The organism is Dyella sp., assembly GCF_051954575.1.
GTDB lineage: Bacteria > Pseudomonadota > Gammaproteobacteria > Xanthomonadales > Rhodanobacteraceae > Dyella_B.
The window spans coordinates 37,750-57,013 of record NZ_JBQCHP010000119.1; the positions used below are offsets into that span (position 1 = coordinate 37,750).

Here is a 19,264-nt window from a genome sequence, read left to right on the forward strand (position 1 = left end):
CGCAAAGTCTTGCGCAAGCGCGTATGGTACGCGTGCGCATATCGACATATGCGTACTTGCGCGGACGCCTATCGGCGCGGCCGATATGGGTGTTCCAGGGGGCGCGGTCACCTAACGCGACAACGGGAGACCCAAGGCTATGAAGACTCGACTGTTCATCGCAGTGGCGGTGATGGCGTTCGCTACCTGTGCATTCGGGGCGACCCCCACCACGCTCAAGCTGCAACGAGGAGGCACCACCGTACCCGTCACCACGCCGCTTGGAGGCGCCGCACTGACCAACCTGGAACTGGATCCGGCCATGAGCGGCGGCGATACCGATTCGGGCGATGGATTGGGCTTTACATCGAAGCAGGTCGTCAACCGCAGCATTGCCCGTGGACACGCCGGCAGCAACCGGGCGGGGCATGCCACACGCGCCAAATCGAGCCCGGAACTGCTCGGCGGCCTCGACGGCCTCAACTTTCACGACCAGCGCTATGCCAATGGCGGAAATCAGTTCTCGGTAGAGCCACCCGATCAAGGGCTGTGCGCCGGCAATGGATTTGTGGTGGAGAGCGTCAACGATGTGTTGGCAATCTACGACAAGTCCGGCAACAAGCTGGTCGGGCCGGTCGACCTCAACACGTTCTACGGCTATCCCGCGGCGATCAATCGCAGCACCGGTGCGTATGGGCCGGAAATCACCGATCCTTCCTGCTACTACGATGCGAGCACGCAGCGCTGGTTCCAGGTGGTGTTGACGCTCGATCGCATCGGTACGACCTCATCGCTGGCCGGCACCAATCACCTGGATATCGCGGTGAGCCAGACAGCGGATCCGACCGGCGCATGGAATATCTATCGCTTGCCGGTGCAGAACAACGGCACGCAGGGCACGCCGGATCATGGTTGCGCGGGCGGATTCTGCCTGGGTGACTATCCGCATATCGGTGCCGATGCGAATGCGATCTTCCTGACCACCAACGAGTTCGCGTTGTTCGGCTCCGGTTTTTATGGCGCGCAGATCTACGCCATCTCCAAGCAGGCCTTGGCGTCGGGTGCCGCATCGCCGAACGTGGTGCTGTTCAACGGTGGCGATCCGAGCATCCCTGCACCGGCGTTTACGGTATGGCCGGCGATCTCATCCGGCGGCCAATATGCCACCGCCCATGGCGGCACCGAATACCTGTTGAGCTCGGACGCCGTGTTCTACGACTCGGGCACGTCCAACACCATCTGGTTGTGGTCGGTGTCGAACACGCAGGCGATCGACAGCATGCCCGCAAACGTGATGTTGAGCGTCTCGCCATTGACCGTGCAGTTGTATGCCGTGCCGAGCAGTCTGGCGCAGCAGAAGCCAGGCAATACGCCATTGCGCGACTGCTTCGCGTTGCTCGGTTGCGCGCCGAACTATCTCGGCTACCCGAATCACGTCTATTCCACGCCGCGCGATTTGGCAGTGAATGACTCGCGCATGCAGCAGGTGAGTTACGCCAACGGCAAGCTGTGGGGCACGCTGGATACCGACGTGTTGCTAAGTGACGGCAGCCATGGTTCGGGCATCAACTACGTGGTGGTCAACCCGGATTCCGGCCACATCTTCGCCAACGACACCTTGGCGCTGCCCGATGCAAACCTCACCTACGGCGCGGCAGCCGTCACGCAAAGCGGACGCGGCGTGATCACCTTCACTGTGGTCGGCCCCAATGATTATCCCAGTGCCGGCTATGCGAGCCTGGATGCGAAGATCGGCGCCGGCGACGTGCATATCGCCGCGTCGGGCGCAGGCCCGTGGGATGGCTTTACCGGTATCCCCTACCTGGGCGACGACCGTCCGCGCTGGGGCGATTACGGTGCGGCCGCGGCCGATGGCAACACCATCTGGATCGCATCGGAGTACATCGCGCAAACCTGCAGCCTGACCGAATATTTGACCGCTCCGCTGTTTCAATGCGGCGGTACGCGCGGCGCGCTGAGCAATTGGGCGACGCGTATTTCGGCGATCGGGTTCTGAGTTGGCGGCAGGGCTCGCTCAAGGGAAATGGCGGAGTGCGGGCGAATGCCCGCACTCCGCTTTTAATTTGCATCACTGACACAGATCGCTGAAAGAATGAGCAGTGCAACAAGTCGCCAGCCGCGGCCGTGACTCCGGCTATCGACTCATCCACGACGGTAGTGTTCCGCCTACGGGGAGGGGCGAACCAAGGTAAGATGCGAACATTCAACGTCCCGGCTGCTTTTCACTTCCACTTCACAGGCAAGCCCGGATCGTTGTACGAATTTTACGCGCGTCATGGATCCACTGGGGAGCTGGATACGATGCACGAACGAGCAAGGTCGCTGGCAAAAGCAATCTGGAAGCACGTGGCCATCGTCGCGGCTTACGCCGTTGGCTTGTGGCTGTTTCGCCAGATCATCATTCCGCATTATGTGTTGCTTACGGGTGTGCGCGTGGCCGCGCTGGCCCTGGTGCCTTATCGCTATTGGCCGGCATTGATCATCGGTGAAGAGTTCGCGCTGGTGCCGATGACGATCACTTATTGGACTCAATTCGGCGCGATATGGTCCGTGCTGAATCTGCTTCCTGCAACGGCCCTTATGGCGCCGGTGGTTTATGTCGCGCGTCAGCGTGGCCAGATGATCGGGAAGGCGGGGCAGGTGAATGTCATCGTGCTGCTGATCTGCGCCCTCGCGATCGCGGCGGTGTGCACGGCTTATAACTTATTGATGGCCTCTTCGGCCATCGTTCCGGCGAATGCGCCGAAGCTGCACTACGACCAGCTCGCTGGCCAGTGGCTGCTGGGTAATTTCTTAGGCATCTTGACCTTGGTACCGACGGTGTTCGCGTGCCACGAAGGTATGACGCGCCATGGCCGGAAACGATGGATGTCGCATGCTGTCGAAAGCCGCGTGGTGTTCGAGAGTGCGTGCCTGATCGTGCCCATGCTGGCGTTGCTGTTGTGGATCGGGTTTACGTTTCCGCATGTGCGCAGTGTGGCGCAGGTGTGCCTGTTCTTGCCGGTGGTGTGGCTCGCCCTCCGCCATGGCTGGGAAGGTGCAGCGTTCGGCGGCACCATGGCGAGCCTGGCGGTGGTCGTGCTGATGCCGGAGCGCTTCGATCACGGCACCATGCAGGCAGAAGTCATCGTTGCGTTTGCGATCAGCACGATGCTGCTTGCCGGCGCGCGCGTGGCCGTGCTCAGTGCGCGCGCCGAAAAGGAGCGCGCCGAGATGCAGCTCGCGTTGGAACTGGCCCGCAGCAACTTCCATATCGGGGAGATGCAGATGCGCTCGACGGCGCAGGCTCTGGAGCAGATCCGTGAGACCGTCCGCGGGGGGTACACGTTGATGATCGACCGCCTCCGGCATTTGCAGCCGGCCATGGATGATGGCGGCTATATGCGTGTGGCGGCCGCGGCACAGGAACAGCTGTTCGGGTTGGCGGACAGTCTGTATCCGCAATCGTGGCGAGAGCGCGGACTTCCTGCCGCCTTGCGGGAGGGCGCGGTGGCCCGGCTGCTGGACGAGTCCGGTATGCACTACGTCTGCGACCTGCGGGGACCGGTCAGCCAGTTGTCATCCAGCCTGCACCTGGCCATCTATCGGACCGTATGCGAGGGCATCGTCGAAGGATGCAGCAACAAGGATGTCAGCACCGTTCGCGTGCGTGTGCGCGCGGGTACGCGGGCAGGGCGCCTGGGTGCGTTTGTCCAGTTGAGCTTCGATCGCCACCCGGCGGATCTGGCCCACGTGAAGTGGGAGAACTTGATGCCACGCCTGCTGCGCTCAGGCAGCGGCCTGGGCATGAAGGCCCTGAGCAACCGTGCCGCCAGTTTCGAAGGCAGCGTGCGTCGCCGTGAGCGGGCCCATGGCCGAAGCATCAGCTGCCTGATGCTCGATCCATAAAACGAAAGAGCCCGGCATTTGCCGGGCTCTTCGCATGATGCAAGTGTTGCGTTTTCAGGCGCCGTGCGTACTGCACGTAACCACATCGCAGGTCTGCATGGTGCTGATTTGCGTGCTGGGCTTCATCGCTGGAGCCGCGGCGGTCGTAGCCTGCAAGGCGGTGGTCCCATCACTCAGCGGTATTGCGCTGATCACTGTAGCGCCATCGTTGTAGACAATGGCACCGGCCGCAACCGGCGATGCGGCGATAGCGGCCGCCGCTTGCTGCGGTGTGCTCACAAACTGCGGATTGCCAATCGGCAGCACGATGAACTGGCCACCGGACGTCCCGACGGCGCCAAGCACGTTGCCACCCGCATCGTTGATCTGGACATAGGTGATTCCACCCACGACGAAGGTGTAAGCGTGATAGTGCGGATTGAGGCTGACATCAACGGCATTGGGCCAGGCTTGGCCAAGACCCTGCATAGGCGCGCCGGCGCTCGCCGCGCCAGACAGACCCAATGCAAACAAGGCGGCGAACAACGTGCGACGAGCAACGAGCTTTGACATACAAGATCCTCTCTTGGGTAAACGGTGCACCCTGCACCGGTGGAAGCGAAATCTAGCATTCCAGTTCAGGATCTCATCGTGTAGGACGATGGGGATGGGAGGAATAATTCAGGTGTGTGTGATGATTATGTGAAGATGGTCGTGCGCGCACTGGTTTTGAGGGCAGGAAAAAAGCTCCGCTTCCTCCATCAAACGCGGTCGTCGAAATGAGGAAAATGCGATCTTCGACGAGTGAATGCAGACGGCGCGGCGTTCTTCCCGCTGTCTGCGTTGCATCCCGTAATAATTCCGCTGAGCGGTGAAGGCGAAACTCTCAATTGTCCGAAGCCAATGCTCGGACTCTATTTATGGATGGCGGCATTTGTCGTGGTCTTCCTGACGGCGCTGATTGCCGATTATCGTCAGCGGTGCGATGGCGCCGGATGTTGAAAGTGTGGCACTGCGTTTATTCGAAACGGAGTCATCAGGTAGGAATAGTGGGCGGCAGTATTCGGCATCGTGTCGGCTGGTAAGTGAGCCTGACCCCGCTTTTTGGGTGCGTTCAAAAATGCCTGAACCTGCTGCGTCAGCACGATCACATGGACCTGACGATGGCCACGTTGCCGCCGGAGGATCCGAAGACCTACAAAATGATCCAGCTTGGGGACACGGTTGGCGTGTTTCAGATTGAAAGTCGTGCGCAGATGGCGATGCTGCCGCGCCATCGTCCTGAAAATTTTTATGACTTGGTGATCCAGGTGGCGATTGTTCGACCGGGTCCGATTCAGGGCGACATGGTGCATCCGTATCTGCGTCGTCGTCGTGGTGAAGAAGAAGTCACCTATCCATCGCCGGAGTTGAAAGAAGTTTTTGAACGGACCTTAGGCGTGCCGCTGTTCCAAGAACAGGTGATGAAGCTGGCGATCGTGGCCGCCGGCTACACACCGGGTGAAGCGGATCAACTGCGCCGCGCGATGGCCGCCTGGAAACGGCACGGTGGCATGGAGAAGCACCGCGATCGGATTTCCACGGGCATGATCGAGCGCGGCTACACGGCGGAATTTGCTGCGCAGTTGTTCGAGCAGATCAAAGGGTTCGGTTCCTACGGGTTTCCCGAAAGCCATTCGGCTAGCTTTGCCGGCATTGTGTATGCGAGTTGCTGGTTGAAGTGCCACCACACCGCCGCGTTTGCGTGCGCACTGCTCAACTCGCAGCCCATGGGCTTCTACTCGCCCAGCCAAATCGTGCAAGACGCCCAACGCCATGGCATCACGGTGCGCCCGGTGGATGTGCGTTACAGCGATTGGGATTGCACCTTGGAACCCGACCCAGGGGGACGCTGGGCGATTCGATTGGGCTTTCGCAAGGTGCGCGGATGCAGTGAACAAGCCGGGCAGGCAATCAGCGCGGCCCGAGCGCAACGATCGTTCGGTGACATCGCTGATCTCTGTGCCCGCACCAATCTGGATAAGCGACATCAGGATTTGTTGGCCGAAGCAGGTGCGCTGCGTGGCCTTGCCGGGCATCGCCATCGCGCGCAATGGGCGATCGCCGGCGTGGAATCCCAGCTGCCGCTGTTCGGCAACGACAGTCCCCAAGAAGGCAGGGTGGTGTTGCCCCCGCCGACGCAAGCCGAGAACACGCTGGCGGACTATGCACGCGTGGGGCTCACGTTAGGGCCGCATCCGTTGGCACAAATCCGAGGGCGACTGCGCGCCGCGCGGTGCACCGACAGCAAAGCGCTTCAACACCGCCGGCATGAGAGCTGGGTGCGCGTCGCCGGCTTGGTGACGTTGCGACAGCGACCAGAAACGGCCAGCGGGGTCACCTTCGTGACCATGGAAGACGAACATGGGTTGATCAACGTGATCGTCTGGCGGCAGGTAGCTGAGCAGCAGCGGCGTGTGTTCTTGGAAGCACAGCTGTTGGGCGTGGAAGGACAGTGGCAGATGGTGGATGGGACGTGCCATGTGGTGGCGCGGCGCCTGCTGGATTTGACCGCGTTGCTGGGCGGGTTGGACGCGAGGTCGAGGGATTTTCAATAGCCAATGGCCCCTTTAAATCCCCTTGCATCCCACCAGCAGGACCCGAGCACACGATCACCAGGATCACGAGAGCACGAGGAGCACCGGCATACGCCGTCAATTCCCTGATTCGAAAGGTGATTGTTTCCACTAAGTGCACCATTTGGTGCGAAGCCACCAGCTGGGGATGAAGGATGGGGCTGTTCGAGAGGGTCACACTTTGGCCTCGACGAGTGTCAGCGAGGGGGTTGTGGCGCCCTAACTTTTACCTTTACCCGATGGCCGAGTTGCTTGAATGTATGTTCACCGAACGGGGCAGGATGATGAGCATGGCCAGCAACGACAAACCCAAGAAGCCGACGAAATCGCAGCGTCGCACGCAAAAAATGAAGGAACGGTTTCCCGACCTCGACGTCTCGATGTTGTGGAGCCGAAAGAAGCACGATGGCTTTGCGACGGTGCCGCGCACGATGCCGTTAGTGATGAAAATCATCGACGCCAAGAGTGAAAAAGGGCATCCCGCAGGTCACACCTTGTTCTGTTTATGGGCTCGGGCTCTCGACCATCCTTATATGGAAATCGACAAGCCAAGGATCCTTGCGTCCGAGGCCGGTTTGACTGGTGATCGAGCGGAGACCTCATGGCGAAAGAGGATGGCTACGCTGGTGAATCTGGGTTTCATTGTGGCGAAAGAGGGGGAGAGCGGGCCCTATCACTACGTTGTTCTGCTGAACCCTCACTACATTGTTACCCGCTTGAATGATCGCCAGCAGGTCCAGCAGCAGACTTGGGAGTTTTTCAGGGATCGGGCTGAGGAGGTTGGCGCGCTGCCTGAAATCATGGAGGAGCTGGAAATGATCAAGGAAGCAAAAGAGGAGGCTGCCGAAAAGGAGGCGATCGCCAAGAAGTCGGCTGCCAAGAAGAAGGCCAGTAAGGCATCCAAATAGAAGGAGGCGCGCAATGCGATTATTGACAAGAAACGGCGGCCTTCGGCGCATGCTCGCCCGTCGGAGGCTCACGCAATAAAAAGACCCACGCTCATTCCAGCCTTGAAACGGGACTGAGCGTAGGTCGTGGTGAGCACAGCGTGGTGCGTTGGTGGTCTTCGCAGGGCCACCAACGCATCCTTTATAGCCAGAGCCATCGGCGACCGCAACGTTGATTGCTGGTGGCGTCCGCAATGGAAGCGCCAAGATGACACGTTTACCACCCGATTCCGAAGCATCGCCGCTGATCGAATATCTAAGGCAGCCACCGCCGATGTATGCCTTGCTGCTGAGTGGGCGGTGGGGTGTCGGCAAATCCTATTTCTGGAACACCTTCGTCCGGGAGAAGTTGCCGGGCCTAAATCGGGTGGCGCTGACCATTTCAGCTGCCGGGCTCACGACTCTCGAAGAACTCGAACGGGCGTTGTTCATGGTGTCGATTCAAAAGGCGCCGGGTATCTTGCGCGAGACGTCGGGGGTGATCGGAAAAATGGCGTTGCGCTGGGCGAAGATCGATCCCAACGACATCAAGTTGAAAGCTGAACTCAAAACGGGGCGAACCGTCATTTGCATCGACGACCTGGAACGATTTGCAGGGGAGTTTGATGTGCTCTTCGGTTTCATCGTGTCGTTGGTGGATGATGCCAAGTTGCACGTCGTGCTGATCGCCAACGAGGGAGAGGCCGACGAGAAGTATAAAAAGGTCAAGGAGAAGATCGTTGGCCGAACCATTCAAGTTCCCCAGGACATTGAAAAGTTCTATCAAGATGCGGTGAACAACGTTGGCGAGATCGTCAGCAAATCGAGAGACGCCCTTCGTGAATACCAGACAGAGGCGTTGTCCCTGTTTTCTGAGAAGGGAATCACCAACCTTCGGACGATTCGCGGGATCATTTTTGAGATGGATTTGATCCTTCGTAACGCCGAATGGCCCAACGACCAAAAGCCAAATATCAATAGACTGTTCAACGCGGTAACGTTCCACGTCATGGCTATATCGGCAAACGCTGAGAATGGTGTGTTGGTTGGGCGATGCTTCCAGGTCGGTCACATTGGCGTGGTTCTTGGAATTCGACAGGTTTCCAAGGAAAGGCCTGGACGTAAAGTCGTGGAAAACGCAGACGATACGGAGCTCAACCCGCTAGACGTGCTCATCGACTCACTTGGGTTTTCAAGCGATAGTCAGAAATGGCCGCGTTCGGACGCATTTATCGCCTTGGTGCGCGGGAATGCGCTGAACGCGAAAGGGATCATGGACGATTTCCATGTGTTTGGCGTTGAACAGGAAGACAATCGAGCACTGGTCCGGCTTCAAAACCGTGACCGGATGACGGAGGTGGAGTTCGCCGAAGCCGTCAAGGAGCTGGAAGACGACGTCAAGAACAATCGTTTCACAGCAGTCATGGACATCTGGTTGTCGTGGGAGATGCTCTACGGATTATCGACTTTGAACTTGACGAGGTTTAGCCCTCAGGACTGCGCTGAGTTTTTCTTATCAGCAATCGAGGGCACCGATGGGTCGTCGCTCGATGACGCCACATTGCAGATTTATCCTGAGCAGCGCGACGAAGCTGAGGGTAGGGTGTTGAAGAAGGTTCGCGTGATAGCAAACGCGGTTTCCGCCAGGTTGGAATCCGCACAAGGGCAGGTAGTGTTAAGCCAGATCATTGCCGGGAAGGCCGACGCGGCCGATGCGTTCAGAAAGTCGATCTTTTCCGGCATCACGCCAGAGGCTCTGTTCGATCGGCTGCGAGAGACGAGGAGATCGTCGATCATCAACGTGTCCCGCTTTGTTGGTCAACGTCGGTCTCTCGCCAACGCGCGTGAGATGTTTGGTGATGAACTGCCGTTCGCCGAAGCCATGGTTAGGCTCATCGCGGAGACGGTAAAGGAAGCCAGGCCGATGACCATGGTGAACTCCGCCTTGCTTGACCTGGGAAGGCAGTTTCAGGCTTTCGCAAAGGAACTTAATCCGAGTCAAGCAGCGGGGAACGAATGAGGTGCGCGCTGGCTAAACGTAATGTGCTTACGCAACGAGGTGTTTTAACGTGAACTTGCAAGGATTTCCGCCACCACCGAAGTTGCCAGTAGGTTCATACCATCAACATCTGGCAGTTGATGTTGCTCGCCATGAAGCTGGGCATTATGTGGTGGGCAGGGCATTGGGTTTATCGATGGGGAAGATCAGCGTGACGTTGATAGACCTGCAAGGAGGACACAGGGGCACGTCAGCCATTAGTCCTGTTGAAGAGCTGTCCGACAAGAATGATCTGATCGATTGGCTCGGGAAGCGGGTTAAACAGCTCTACGCTGGCGTATGGGCACAATCACTCGGTTGCAATGGTCAAATCGATGCTGCTCGTGCAAACGACTTTGCGAAGAGTGGCGGCCAAGACGACTACGGAAGAGCCCAGCTATTGGTTCATATCATGCGAAACATCTCGCATAAAAAGCCTGCTTCAAGGAAGGAGTTGGAGGAGCAACTGATGGGCATTCACCAGCCCTTGTGGGATGAGGCCGCAAGGTTGGTTCAGGATGATGCGCCGCTTATCATTGCGCTGGGAGACGCCCTTGGGGGTCTGGTGAAATGGACCAATGAGGAATATACGTTCACGGAGGAGTATCTCCTGTCCATGAGCGCTATTCAGGATCGATTCCCGGACGCCATCGGTTTGGCGGAGAGGGGTGTGACGGTTGCGGGTGCAAACCTGGATGGCGCATCTGGCCCTCAGATCGGTCCAGTCTAAGTGGACGATTTCTCTCGGCCATTGCGTGGCCGTTGGTGTCCGGCAGGTGCAACGCGAGATGGGGTAAGGTGCAGCGCGAGGCGCGCACGCTCTGTCGCCAACTCCTCAGCAACTCGTTGGCCAGCGAAATGAGACAGATAGCCATCCATGACCGCGATGTATTCCTTCAAGGTCATATCGTGGAAGTTCGCTCCGGCAACCTGATCCTGAGAAAGGTCCAGACAAGTCAACAGATCAACCGGCCGTCGCATACCGTGGAAATCCAGAGTCACCATTTCAAACACCCACGTGTCATCCGGTAGGCCTTGGATGAGGAAGTCGGCGAACGACACATGCCGAATCTTGATGGGACCACGCCGTGTCGGCTCTTGATCCAGGTATTGCACCAGGTCCCCGGCGAGGTAGCCGCTCTGGTCTCCAACCGTGATCAGTGGCGGCACGGGTTCTCGGCTCGCACGCAGGCCATCGAACGCCTGGAAGGACAGGTGCAACAGCGCTTCGGCCACAGCCGAGGGAAGCAGGCGCATGCCATGCAACTCGCGGAGAGCAGCGAAGAATGGATCACTTTGGAGGGTGGTGGCTTGCTCCATGCCTGATGCCCTATGCGAGTTCTTCGGACTCGATCGCTGCGATCGCCTGTTTCAGTGCGGTCATGTATTCACCCAACGTCATCCACTTGCTGCGATCACTGAGTGTTGTCGGAACCTCACCTCGAAGCGCGGCGAAGAAGTCGACGGGCTTGCGGTGTGGGCCGACCAACGTGATGGGCCACTCCTCGTCGGGTTTGGCCGTGCTGACCCATGTTGAAAACGACCAGCGCTTCATGGCGATCATCCGATCGATCTCTGCGTTCTCTGCACGTTCGCGCAGGAACCGTCGGATCTCTCCGAGCGAATACCAGATGGCGGTGTGCGCCCTCTCTCGTGGCATCGGGTGCGGCGGTTGAGGTGGCCGTGTGCGCATGCGTTCTTTCAACATGCCCAACGACAGACCGGTCAAGATGAAGACCTGTTGAGGCAACAGCAACACACTGTCGTCGAGGTGCTCCACCTCGCGCGTCAGGAAACTCTGTTGAAACCGCAGCGACACGTCTTGGCATGCCCACATCATGCTGGGCATGCGGAAAACTTTTCAATCGAGGGGAGCCTTGGGAAGCCTCAGAGAATCGAAGAGGCAACGGCTCATTTAGTGGTGATGTGTAGCTATTTGATTTACTTGGTGCCCGGAGCCGGGATCGAACCGGCATGACCTTGCGGTCGAGAGATTTTAAGTCTCTTGCGTCTACCTGTTTCGCCATCCGGGCGGGAGAGCTGCCGAATGTCCGGCTGCAGGCGCGCGGATCGTAGCATGCACCTGGGTGCGAACGAAGCGGTGCGCTCCGTTTTATGTGGATCGAGGTCAGGCCACGGCGCTTTGTTCGATCGGTTGTTCCGGCCGCGCGTATTGCGCCAGGCGGATGGTGGAGGCAGGGCCGGGCATCTCTACGCAGGTGGCGCGCCCGGAGCGGTTGTGCTCGTCGCGGGCGGCTTCACGCGCCAGTTGGATGGCGGGTCCAAGCCGGAGCTGGCTGAACAGGGTGGCCGATTCCCGGCGGATGCTCCAGTCTCCGTCGAGTGATTGCCTGAGCGAGTAGATCACCATCGGTACGCTCCATGGGGTTAGTGCGAACTAGCCGTGCAGGGGTATAACGAAACGCGTGACTTACGACCGTGTCATTCGGGAAATAATGGCACCAAAATTAGGACATGTATGTAGGTTATTTCCTACGCAGGGTGTGCGTATCGGCGGTATCTGGAAAATCCTTGCGAAACGAGGGGTTACGCACTTGCAATGTGTCAGCGACCCACCTACTTTGCTGAAGCACAGTTCCCAACCAAGGAGGGCGCAAGATGATCGACGTTGTACTCGTGGACGACCATGAGCTGGTGAGGACCGGCTTCAGGATGATCCTGCAGCAGCCGGATATCCGCATTTGCGGTGAAGCGGGCACGGCCGAAGAAGGGCTGCGGCTGATCCGGGCGACCAAGCCGCATATCGCGCTGGTCGATGTGCATATGCCCGGCATGAGCGGTATCGAGCTGACCGAGCGCGTCGTGCGGGCCAATCTGCCCACGCACGTGATCGTGGTAACCGTGGTGGAAGATGCCCGTTTTCCGAAGCGCCTGCTGGATGCAGGCGCCCACGGTTACCTCACCAAGAGCTGTGCGGCGGAAGAACTGCTCAACGCAGTACGGCAGGTCGCCGGTGGCCGTCGGTATCTTGCGCCGGCCGTGGCGCAGCAGCTGGCGCTGGCCACGCTCGACGGCGAAGGCTCGCCGTTCGATGCGCTCTCCAGCCGCGAACTGGAAGTGGCAATGATGCTGGTGCGCGGCAAGGCGTTGACCGCCATCGGCGAGCAGCTCAACCTGAGTCCGAAAACGGTGTCGACCTATAAGCAGCGCCTGATGGAAAAGCTGCAGGTGGATCACGTGATCAGCCTTGCGCATCTGATGACCGTGCATGGCTTGCTTGATACGCACAACAACCAGGTCGGAACCTGACGGTTTCGCTGGCTGCAAAAAGCGAAAGGGCCGGACAGTGTCCGGCCCTTTCGTTTGTGCGTGCGAAGGAAATGTGGGTCAGGAAAGCCTGTGGTCGCGCTGCTGACCAAGCTGCAGGTTTTCTTCCTCTTCTTCCGGCGCCTTTACTTCTTCGTGCACCTTGGCTTCTTCGTGATGCTGCCGTGGCGTGGACAGCAGGTCGCCTTGTTCCGGCTGATGGATGATCGGCGCGGGCGTCACGGCCACCGCCACTTCCTCCGACGCCTGCACGGCAGCTGCGGGAACAGCAGTGGGTTCGACCAATACTGGTTCTTCCACATGCTTCGTCTCTGCCACGACGAACGACTCGACCACCGTCGCTTCGTTCGAGGCGGTTTCCGCTTCATGCGGCACGGAAACGGTGACCACTTCGGCCGGTGCTGCCGGCGCTTCGTGCGTTACGTGGGCCGCCGCAGTCTCTTCGTGAGTTGCCGCTGCCGTTTCCTGCGCCGGCTCATGCGCCGGGATCGGCGGCAGCACGGGCAGGTTGAACGATGACGGCACCGGCGCCGGCGCAATGATCAGCGGCGCGGCGGCCTGATCGTCGTGGGAGGCGAGGGGCGCGGCGTCGGGTTTGGCGAACGAGACTTCGTGGTTGGCCGCTTCGGCGACAACCGGCTTCGGTGCTTCCGGTGTGTGGACATCGACGCGGGCAGGTTCGGCATGTGCCACGGCGTGGTCGGCTTCCGGATGCGTCACGGCGACCGGGCGCGGCGCAATGGGTGCGGCCGGTTCGGCCTTTGCGTGCGATTCGTCCGCTTCCAGCTCGGACGGATCGTCGCGATCCTCGTCATCCAGGTCCTGCGCGTTGAGCTGCTGATCGTTCTGCACTTCACCGGCGGCGGCGCCTTCATGACGACGACGGCGACGACCACCGCGACGGCCGCGACGACGGCGCGACTGGCCGGCGCTTTCTGCTGCGGCAGCGGCGGCTTCGGTGGCGATGGCGTTTTCTTCGATGGCGGCTGCGGCCGCTACCGGCGCCGCGGTTTCGGCGGCCGGCTTCGGCACTTCTACTACCGGCTTGGCAGCCTGCGGCTGGGGCGCGCGTTCCGCTTGCGGCTGGCGCTGGGGGCGTTCCTGCTTCGTGGGTTCGGCAGTTTGCTGCTGTTTGCGTTGCTCGGCGGCGGCATCGTTCGCCTGCACTTGCTTCGGCGCGCGCTGCTGCTGTTCCGGCTTGTTGCGCTCCTGCTGCGGCTGGCGCGGCTGCGCCTGCTGCTCGTTGCGCTGGCGCTGATTCTGGTTCTTGCCCTGCTGCTGGCCGCGGCCGTCGCGTTGCTGGCCTTGGCCTTGGCGTTGCTGCTGCTCGCCACGGTTGCGCTGCTCGTTGCGGCGGTTGTCCTGCTGCGGCTTGGCGCGCGAGGGTTCCTGGCGCGGCGTGGCAACCGGAGCAGGGGCGGGGGCTGGCGCGGCGGCACCATTGCCGCGGAACAGGCCGAACAGCTTGGCCAGGAATCCGCCCTGCGCAGCGGCGGGAGCGGGCGCAGGAGCTGGCGCAACATGGCGCGGTTTCGGCTGGGCAACGGCTACGGGTGCGGCAGGTTCTTCTTCGCGGACCGGCGCCGGGCTGGTGGGCACGATGCCGGACACGGCCGGCTGCTCGCTGCTGCCCAGCATCTGGCCCATCTTGCGCACCACGTCGGCTTCCTGCGCGGTGAGGCGCTCGTAGCTGGGCTTGCTGTGCTCGCCCATGTCCGCTTCGCGGATGCGCTGGATCTCGATGTGCGGCGTGTCGAGCTTGTCGTCGGCCACGATCACCACGTGCACCTTGTTGCGCAGTTCGATCTCGACCACGCTGGCGCGCTTCTCGTTGAGCATGAAGTTGGCCACGCTCGGCGGGGCCTGCACCAGCACTTGGCCGGTGTTGTCCTTCATCGCGTGCTCTTCGATCAGGCGCAAGGTGGACAACGACAGCGATTCCACGCTGCGGATGTGGCCGTGGCCTTCGCAACGCGGGCAGACGATCTGGGTGGCTTCGCCCAGCGACGGGCGCAGGCGCTGGCGGGACATTTCCATCAGGCCGAAACGCGAGATGCGGCCGATCTGGATGCGCGCGCGGTCGAGCTTGGACGCTTCCTTCAGGCGCTCTTCCACTTCGCGCTGGTGCTTGGGGCTGTCCATGTCGATGAAGTCGATCACGATCAGGCCGCCGGCATCGCGGATGCGCAGCTGGCGGGCGATCTCGGTGGCCGCTTCCAGATTGGTATTGAACGCGGTCTCCTCGATGTCGCCGCCCTTGGTGGCCTTGGAGGAGTTGATGTCGATCGCGGTGAGCGCTTCGGTCTGGTCGATCACGATCGAGCCGCCGGAGGGCAGGCGCACGCTGCGGTCGAAGGCGCTCTCGATCTGCGTTTCGATCTGGTAGCGCGAGAACAGCGGGGTGTCGTCCTTGTATAGCTTGAGCTTGCGCAGGGCGTTGGGCATCACCTGCTGCATGAAGTCGCGGGCGTCCTGATACAGCGATTCCTCGTCGATCAGGATCTCGCCGATGTCGTTGCGCAGGTAGTCGCGCAGGGCGCGGATGAACAGCTTCGATTCCTGGTAGATCAGGAACGGCGCCTTCTGCGCGCTGGCGGCCTGGGAGATGGCTTTCCAGGTGGCCAGCAGGTAATCCAGATCCCACTGCAGCTCTTCGGCGTCGCGGCCCATGCCGGCGGTACGCACGATCAGGCCCATCTCGTCGGGAACGGTGAGGTGCTCCAGGGCCTCTTTCAGCGCCTGCCGGTCTTCGCCCTCGATGCGACGCGAGACGCCGCCCGCCTTCGGGTTGTTCGGCATCAGCACCATGTAGCGGCCGGCCAGGCTGATGAAGGTGGTCAGCGCCGCGCCTTTGTTGCCGCGCTCTTCCTTCTCCACCTGCACGACCACTTCCTGGCCTTCGCGCAGCAGCTCGCGGATGTTGGACTTGTATGGGTCCATGCCCTGCGTGAAGTACTCGCGGGCGATTTCTTTCAGGGGAAGGAAGCCGTGGCGTTCAGCGCCGTAGTCGACGAAACAGGCTTCGAGGGAGGGTTCGACGCGAGTGATGCGGCCTTTGTAGATGTTGGCTTTTTTCTGCTCGCGGGAGGGGATTTCGATATCGAGATCGTAAAGGGTCTGGCCATCCACGATGGCCACACGCAACTCTTCACGCTGAGTTGCGTTGATCAACATTCTTTTCATTGTGATTCCTCGGCTTGGCCGCGCGTCGCGCGCCGCGGTGGCGCCTGGTGTGGCGGCCGTTCCGGGGATCGCGCCGCTGCGGTAAAGCGGCATAAATAAACGGTAACGTTCCCGATACCGGGATGATTCTTGGCACGCACGCCGCGCTGTCTGATCCGGCAAGACCGGACAAGCGGCTACCCGAACCGTTACGATGAAAGGGTGTTTGCGACCGGCTGCGAAAAGCGCGGCCGGCGCAAACCTCGCCGGCGTAACAGGCGGGCGCCAGGTCCTCAACTAATTGTCGGTGGACCCGGCTGAGCGCTGTGCGAGTATCCTCTCAACCCAGGTTTTTTTCAATGCAGACGGCAACTTCCCCCGATGTACCTCAAGGGGTGCGTCAAGTAGAGATAGGTCCGGAGCGCGACGGTCAGCGCATCGACAACGCCCTTGTGACCCTGCTCAAGGGGGTGCCCAAGAGCATGATTTACCGCCTTCTGCGCACCGGCCAGGTGCGCGTGAACGGCAAGCGCGCCAAGCCCGATACCCGTCTCGCCCAGGGCGATACGCTGCGTATTCCGCCGGTGCGGGTGGCCGAGCGACCGGCGGAGCAAGGCGCTCCCCAGGCGGCGCTTGCGGCGGTCGCCGACGCGGTGATCTTCGAGGACAAGCACTTCTTGGTGATCGACAAGCCGGCCGGCATGGCCAGCCATGGCGGCAGCGGAGTGAGCTTCGGGGCGATCGAGCTGCTGCGGCAGGCCCGCCCCAAGGATCACCTGGAACTGGTGCACCGCCTGGACCGCGACACCAGCGGCGTGCTGGTGTTCGCCCGCACCCGCGCCGGGCTGACCGGCTTGCAGGCGGCGATCCGCGCCGGCGAGGTCACCAAGCAATACTTATGTTTGATGGTGGGGCGTCCGAACAAGGCCAAGTTCGACGTTAACGCGCCGCTGAAGAAGTCCGTCCTGCAGGGCGGCGAGCGGATGGTGCGGGTGGCGGAGGACGGCAAGCCTTCGCTCACTTTCTTCCGCGAGATGGAGCAATACCCCGGCGCGCGCCTGATGCAGGCCACCCTGGGCACCGGCCGCACCCACCAGATCCGCGTGCACGCCGCCCATGTCGGCCATCCGCTGGCCGGCGATCCCAAGTACGGCGACAAGGAGGCGAACAAGCGCTTCCGTGACTTGGGGCTGCACCGGTTGTTCCTGCATGCCTCGAACCTGTCGTTCGAGCTGGATGGGCGCGCCTATGGTTTCTCTGCGCCGCTGCCGGACGATCTGAAGGACGTGCTGGATAGGCTGGCGGCCAAACGGTAGGTTGGGGTGCAAACCCCAACATCGCTATGTCATAGGTGCCGAATGTTGGGGTTTGCACTCCAACCTACAAAAGAAATCTGGCGCTGACTTCGAGCGAGCGCAGCAGTCCGCCGCCAGCGAGGCCTGACTCCACCAGCAAGGCGCAGGTCGCATGCGCTAGCGCCAGCGGCAGCACGCTGCGCGCGCGCAGGTAACACCACGCCCACCACAGCTCGCCGACGAAGCACAACTGCATCAGCGTGCCGTTCGGGGTGTGCAATAACGCGAACACCAGCGCCACCGGTACGATGGCCCAGCCCGGCCGGGGCAGGATCTGTTCGAAGCGCCGCAACAGCACCACCAGCATCAGCCACTGCTGCAGCCAGGCCCAGGCGAAGTAGGCGATGACGTGCCCAGGCAGCAGCGGGTGCAGCGCGTGGCCATAAAAAAGGACCAGCAACCCGGCCACCGGCAGCATCGCCAGCGGCCAGAGCCAGTCACCTCCTGCTGGCGGCCAACGCCACAGCCGCGACAGATGGCGGTGCTCGATCGCCAGCGCATACGCCAATCCGCCTGCGAAGGCGGTCACGCCCAGCGGTGTGGGACGCAAGCCCCAATGCAGTCCCATCACGAGCCACATCGGTCCCAGCAGGCAGCCGGTGAGATCGACCCATGGTCGCAACCGGCCTTCCAGCGGTCGCACTACCAGCCAGGCGAGCACCAGCAGATAGACGGCGCAGGCCGTCCACATGATGGCGGTGGACGGCGATGGCGCCGGCCGTGCCTGCGGTACCGCGCCCGCCGGCACGATCAGCGCGGCCGGCCAGCGGGTGCGCAAGCGGTCACGCAGCGCCAGCATGGTTTGCGTGCTGATGCCAGCGGGCAGGCGAAACAGCGGCATCGGCCAGGCTTGTGCGAGCTCCGCCACGTGGTCGGCATCTTTCGCAGTGGGTAGATCGACCGAAACGTCTTCCAGGCGCGGCAGTGGTTCGGTCGTCAGCAGTTCCGCCGAGGCAAGTCGCAAGCGGGCGCCGCGCGGGAGCTGCATGCGCAAGCGCAACATCTTTGCGATGCCCGGTGCCGTGCAGTCGCCTTGGCCGGCGCTTTTCCAGTCCAGGCTGCGCAAGTCGATGTGCAGGCCACGCATATCGGGCGTCAGCGAGTGCGCGGTCAGCGCCAAGCAGGCAGGCGCCTGGTCGCCTTGCCACACCAGCCCAAGCGTGCCGGCGGCGCTGCTTTGCAAGCGCAACTGCAAGATGGGCCAGTGCCGCAGATCGAGCGACCAGGCAATCGGCAGACCTACTTCAAACGGCGTGCCGTCTTCGCTGGTGATCAGCAGTTCGCCATCCTCGCGCGCGACCGTTGCATGGCCGAACGCGCGACCGGCGATCAGGTCGCGTGGCTGCTGCAGGGTCCATTGCCATAAGGGCTGGCCGGTTTGCACGCGCGTCCATTGCTGCTGGGCCTGCTCGAGCAGGTGCGCGGCGGTGATCCGCGCCCCCAGCCAGCCGAGCGCCACGCAGCCAACAATGGCTACCAGCGCATAGCCGGCAAGCGCCCATACGGAGCGGGTAGATGCCGCTGCGCTCAACGTTCGAGCAGGGCGTCCACGCGCGCAGCGCAGATGAAATCGTTCAGCGACAAGCCGCCCACGTCATGCGTCGACCAGCGCAGCTTGCAATGGCCATAACCCGCCTCGATGTCGGGGTGGTGGTCTTCGTGGTTGGCCATGAAGCCCACCGCATTGATGAAACCCAGCGTGTGGTGGAAGTTCTCGAAACGGAAATCCTTGACCAGCGCATCGCCTTGCGCACCGAGTTTCCAGCCGGGCACCAATGGCAGCAGCGCCGAGATGGCCGCCTCGTCCAGCGCGTGTTCCTTGCCCTTGCTCGGTTGGCAATGCTGGGCGGATAGCGGAAGGGCAGTCATGACGATCTCCATCGTTCGCTCAAACGCCGAAAGCGTACGCGAAAACGTCGAAGGCGAACATTCGTAGGAAAACAGGACTAAAATGGTGCTGTATCTCCCACCTGTAGGTTGGGTTAGCGCAGCGTAACCCAACATTTTCGAGCA

15 protein-coding genes, 1 tRNA gene and 1 pseudogene are annotated in these 19,264 nt (G+C 61.3%); 9 read left to right on the top strand and 8 right to left on the bottom strand.

Annotation, left to right across the window (positions count from 1 at the left end):
• Positions 1–139: 139 nt before the first annotated feature.
• Positions 140–1,996: a hypothetical protein gene (locus tag ACTHNE_RS15715; RefSeq protein WP_440269740.1), complete on the top strand. Its 1,857-nt coding sequence runs from the start codon at positions 140–142 to the stop codon at positions 1,994–1,996.
• A 128-nt stretch (positions 1,997–2,124) separates the two neighbouring features.
• A complete protein-coding gene (locus ACTHNE_RS15720; RefSeq protein WP_440269741.1) occupies positions 2,125–3,888 on the top strand; it encodes an MASE1 domain-containing protein in 1,764 nt (587 codons plus the stop codon).
• 54 nt (positions 3,889–3,942) lie between these two features.
• On the opposite strand, the gene ACTHNE_RS15725 is transcribed toward ACTHNE_RS15720, so the two are convergent.
• A complete protein-coding gene (locus ACTHNE_RS15725) occupies positions 3,943–4,440 on the bottom strand; it encodes a hypothetical protein (protein WP_440269742.1) in 498 nt (165 codons plus the stop codon).
• A 231-nt stretch (positions 4,441–4,671) separates the two neighbouring features.
• Between ACTHNE_RS15725 and ACTHNE_RS15730 the strand changes: the two genes are divergently transcribed.
• The 5 genes and pseudogenes from ACTHNE_RS15730 to ACTHNE_RS15750 all read left to right on the top strand — a co-directional run bounded on the left by ACTHNE_RS15730 (position 4,672) and on the right by ACTHNE_RS15750 (position 10,176).
• Positions 4,672–4,869, top strand: a complete 198-nt coding sequence (locus ACTHNE_RS15730; RefSeq protein WP_440269743.1) for a hypothetical protein — start codon at positions 4,672–4,674, stop codon at positions 4,867–4,869.
• A gap of 107 nt (positions 4,870–4,976) precedes the next feature.
• Positions 4,977–6,464 (top strand): annotated as a pseudogene (locus tag ACTHNE_RS15735) (helix-hairpin-helix domain-containing protein); the annotation flags it as partial.
• A gap of 308 nt (positions 6,465–6,772) precedes the next feature.
• A complete protein-coding gene (locus ACTHNE_RS15740) occupies positions 6,773–7,390 on the top strand; it encodes a hypothetical protein (protein WP_440269744.1) in 618 nt (205 codons plus the stop codon).
• A 247-nt stretch (positions 7,391–7,637) separates the two neighbouring features.
• Positions 7,638–9,428 (top strand): P-loop NTPase fold protein, encoded by a 1,791-nt coding sequence (locus ACTHNE_RS15745; RefSeq protein ID WP_440269745.1) that lies wholly within the window; start codon positions 7,638–7,640, stop codon positions 9,426–9,428.
• Between the two features lie 49 nt (positions 9,429–9,477).
• Positions 9,478–10,176 carry a hypothetical protein gene (locus ACTHNE_RS15750; RefSeq protein ID WP_440269746.1) on the top strand — a complete coding sequence of 233 codons (699 nt, stop codon included), beginning with the start codon at positions 9,478–9,480 and terminating at the stop codon, positions 10,174–10,176.
• Here ACTHNE_RS15750 and ACTHNE_RS15755 read toward each other — a convergent pair.
• From ACTHNE_RS15755 to ACTHNE_RS15770, 4 genes are all read right to left on the bottom strand, one after another.
• Complete coding sequence (locus ACTHNE_RS15755) at positions 10,173–10,766, bottom strand: hypothetical protein (RefSeq protein WP_440269747.1); 594 nt, start codon at positions 10,764–10,766, stop codon at positions 10,173–10,175. The two genes, ACTHNE_RS15750 and ACTHNE_RS15755, sit on opposite strands and share 4 nt — an antisense overlap.
• Positions 10,767–10,776: 10 nt before the next feature.
• Complete coding sequence (locus ACTHNE_RS15760) at positions 10,777–11,295, bottom strand: hypothetical protein (protein WP_440269748.1); 519 nt, start codon at positions 11,293–11,295, stop codon at positions 10,777–10,779.
• A gap of 97 nt (positions 11,296–11,392) precedes the next feature.
• Positions 11,393–11,479: transfer RNA gene (locus ACTHNE_RS15765), tRNA-Leu, on the bottom strand.
• A 95-nt stretch (positions 11,480–11,574) separates the two neighbouring features.
• A complete protein-coding gene (locus tag ACTHNE_RS15770) occupies positions 11,575–11,817 on the bottom strand; it encodes a hypothetical protein (RefSeq protein ID WP_324939449.1) in 243 nt (80 codons plus the stop codon).
• A gap of 248 nt (positions 11,818–12,065) precedes the next feature.
• On the opposite strand from ACTHNE_RS15770, the gene ACTHNE_RS15775 reads away from it, so the two are divergent.
• A complete protein-coding gene (locus ACTHNE_RS15775; protein ID WP_324939452.1) occupies positions 12,066–12,716 on the top strand; it encodes a response regulator in 651 nt (216 codons plus the stop codon).
• Between the two features lie 78 nt (positions 12,717–12,794).
• On the opposite strand, the gene rne is transcribed toward ACTHNE_RS15775, so the two are convergent.
• Positions 12,795–15,917, bottom strand: a complete 3,123-nt coding sequence (gene rne / locus ACTHNE_RS15780; protein WP_440269749.1) for a ribonuclease E — start codon at positions 15,915–15,917, stop codon at positions 12,795–12,797.
• A 338-nt stretch (positions 15,918–16,255) separates the two neighbouring features.
• Between rne and ACTHNE_RS15785 the strand changes: the two genes are divergently transcribed.
• Positions 16,256–17,212, top strand: coding sequence for an RluA family pseudouridine synthase (locus ACTHNE_RS15785; RefSeq protein ID WP_440269750.1), 957 nt, complete (start codon positions 16,256–16,258; stop codon positions 17,210–17,212).
• Positions 17,213–17,276: 64 nt separating this feature from the next.
• Here the strand turns inward: ACTHNE_RS15785 and ACTHNE_RS15790 are convergent, their stop codons facing one another.
• Positions 17,277–18,782, bottom strand: a complete 1,506-nt coding sequence (locus ACTHNE_RS15790) for a CPBP family intramembrane glutamic endopeptidase (protein WP_324946352.1) — start codon at positions 18,780–18,782, stop codon at positions 17,277–17,279.
• On the bottom strand, positions 18,779–19,120 hold the full coding sequence (locus tag ACTHNE_RS15795) for a 4a-hydroxytetrahydrobiopterin dehydratase (RefSeq protein WP_324946354.1): 342 nt from the start codon (positions 19,118–19,120) through the stop codon (positions 18,779–18,781). Before ACTHNE_RS15795 ends, ACTHNE_RS15790 begins: the two co-directional genes overlap by 4 nt.
• Positions 19,121–19,264: the final 144 nt, after the last annotated feature.

Excerpts from the sequence above, each read along its gene's own strand:
- ACTHNE_RS15740 (WP_440269744.1), top strand. The coding sequence starts at position 6,773 with ATGGCCAGCAACGACAAACCCAAGAAGCCGACGAAATCGCAGCGTCGC.
- ACTHNE_RS15745 (WP_440269745.1), top strand. The coding sequence starts at position 7,638 with ATGACACGTTTACCACCCGATTCCGAAGCATCGCCGCTGATCGAATAT.
- ACTHNE_RS15775 (WP_324939452.1), top strand. The coding sequence starts at position 12,066 with ATGATCGACGTTGTACTCGTGGACGACCATGAGCTGGTGAGGACCGGC.
- ACTHNE_RS15785 (WP_440269750.1), top strand. The coding sequence starts at position 16,256 with ATGCAGACGGCAACTTCCCCCGATGTACCTCAAGGGGTGCGTCAAGTA.
- ACTHNE_RS15760 (WP_440269748.1), bottom strand. The coding sequence starts at position 11,295 with ATGCCCAGCATGATGTGGGCATGCCAAGACGTGTCGCTGCGGTTTCAA.
- rne (WP_440269749.1), bottom strand. The coding sequence starts at position 15,917 with ATGAAAAGAATGTTGATCAACGCAACTCAGCGTGAAGAGTTGCGTGTG.
- ACTHNE_RS15715 (WP_440269740.1), top strand. The coding sequence starts at position 140 with ATGAAGACTCGACTGTTCATCGCAGTGGCGGTGATGGCGTTCGCTACC.
- ACTHNE_RS15755 (WP_440269747.1), bottom strand. The coding sequence starts at position 10,766 with ATGGAGCAAGCCACCACCCTCCAAAGTGATCCATTCTTCGCTGCTCTC.
- ACTHNE_RS15770 (WP_324939449.1), bottom strand. The coding sequence starts at position 11,817 with ATGGTGATCTACTCGCTCAGGCAATCACTCGACGGAGACTGGAGCATC.
- ACTHNE_RS15725 (WP_440269742.1), bottom strand. The coding sequence starts at position 4,440 with ATGTCAAAGCTCGTTGCTCGTCGCACGTTGTTCGCCGCCTTGTTTGCA.
- ACTHNE_RS15795 (WP_324946354.1), bottom strand. The coding sequence starts at position 19,120 with ATGACTGCCCTTCCGCTATCCGCCCAGCATTGCCAACCGAGCAAGGGC.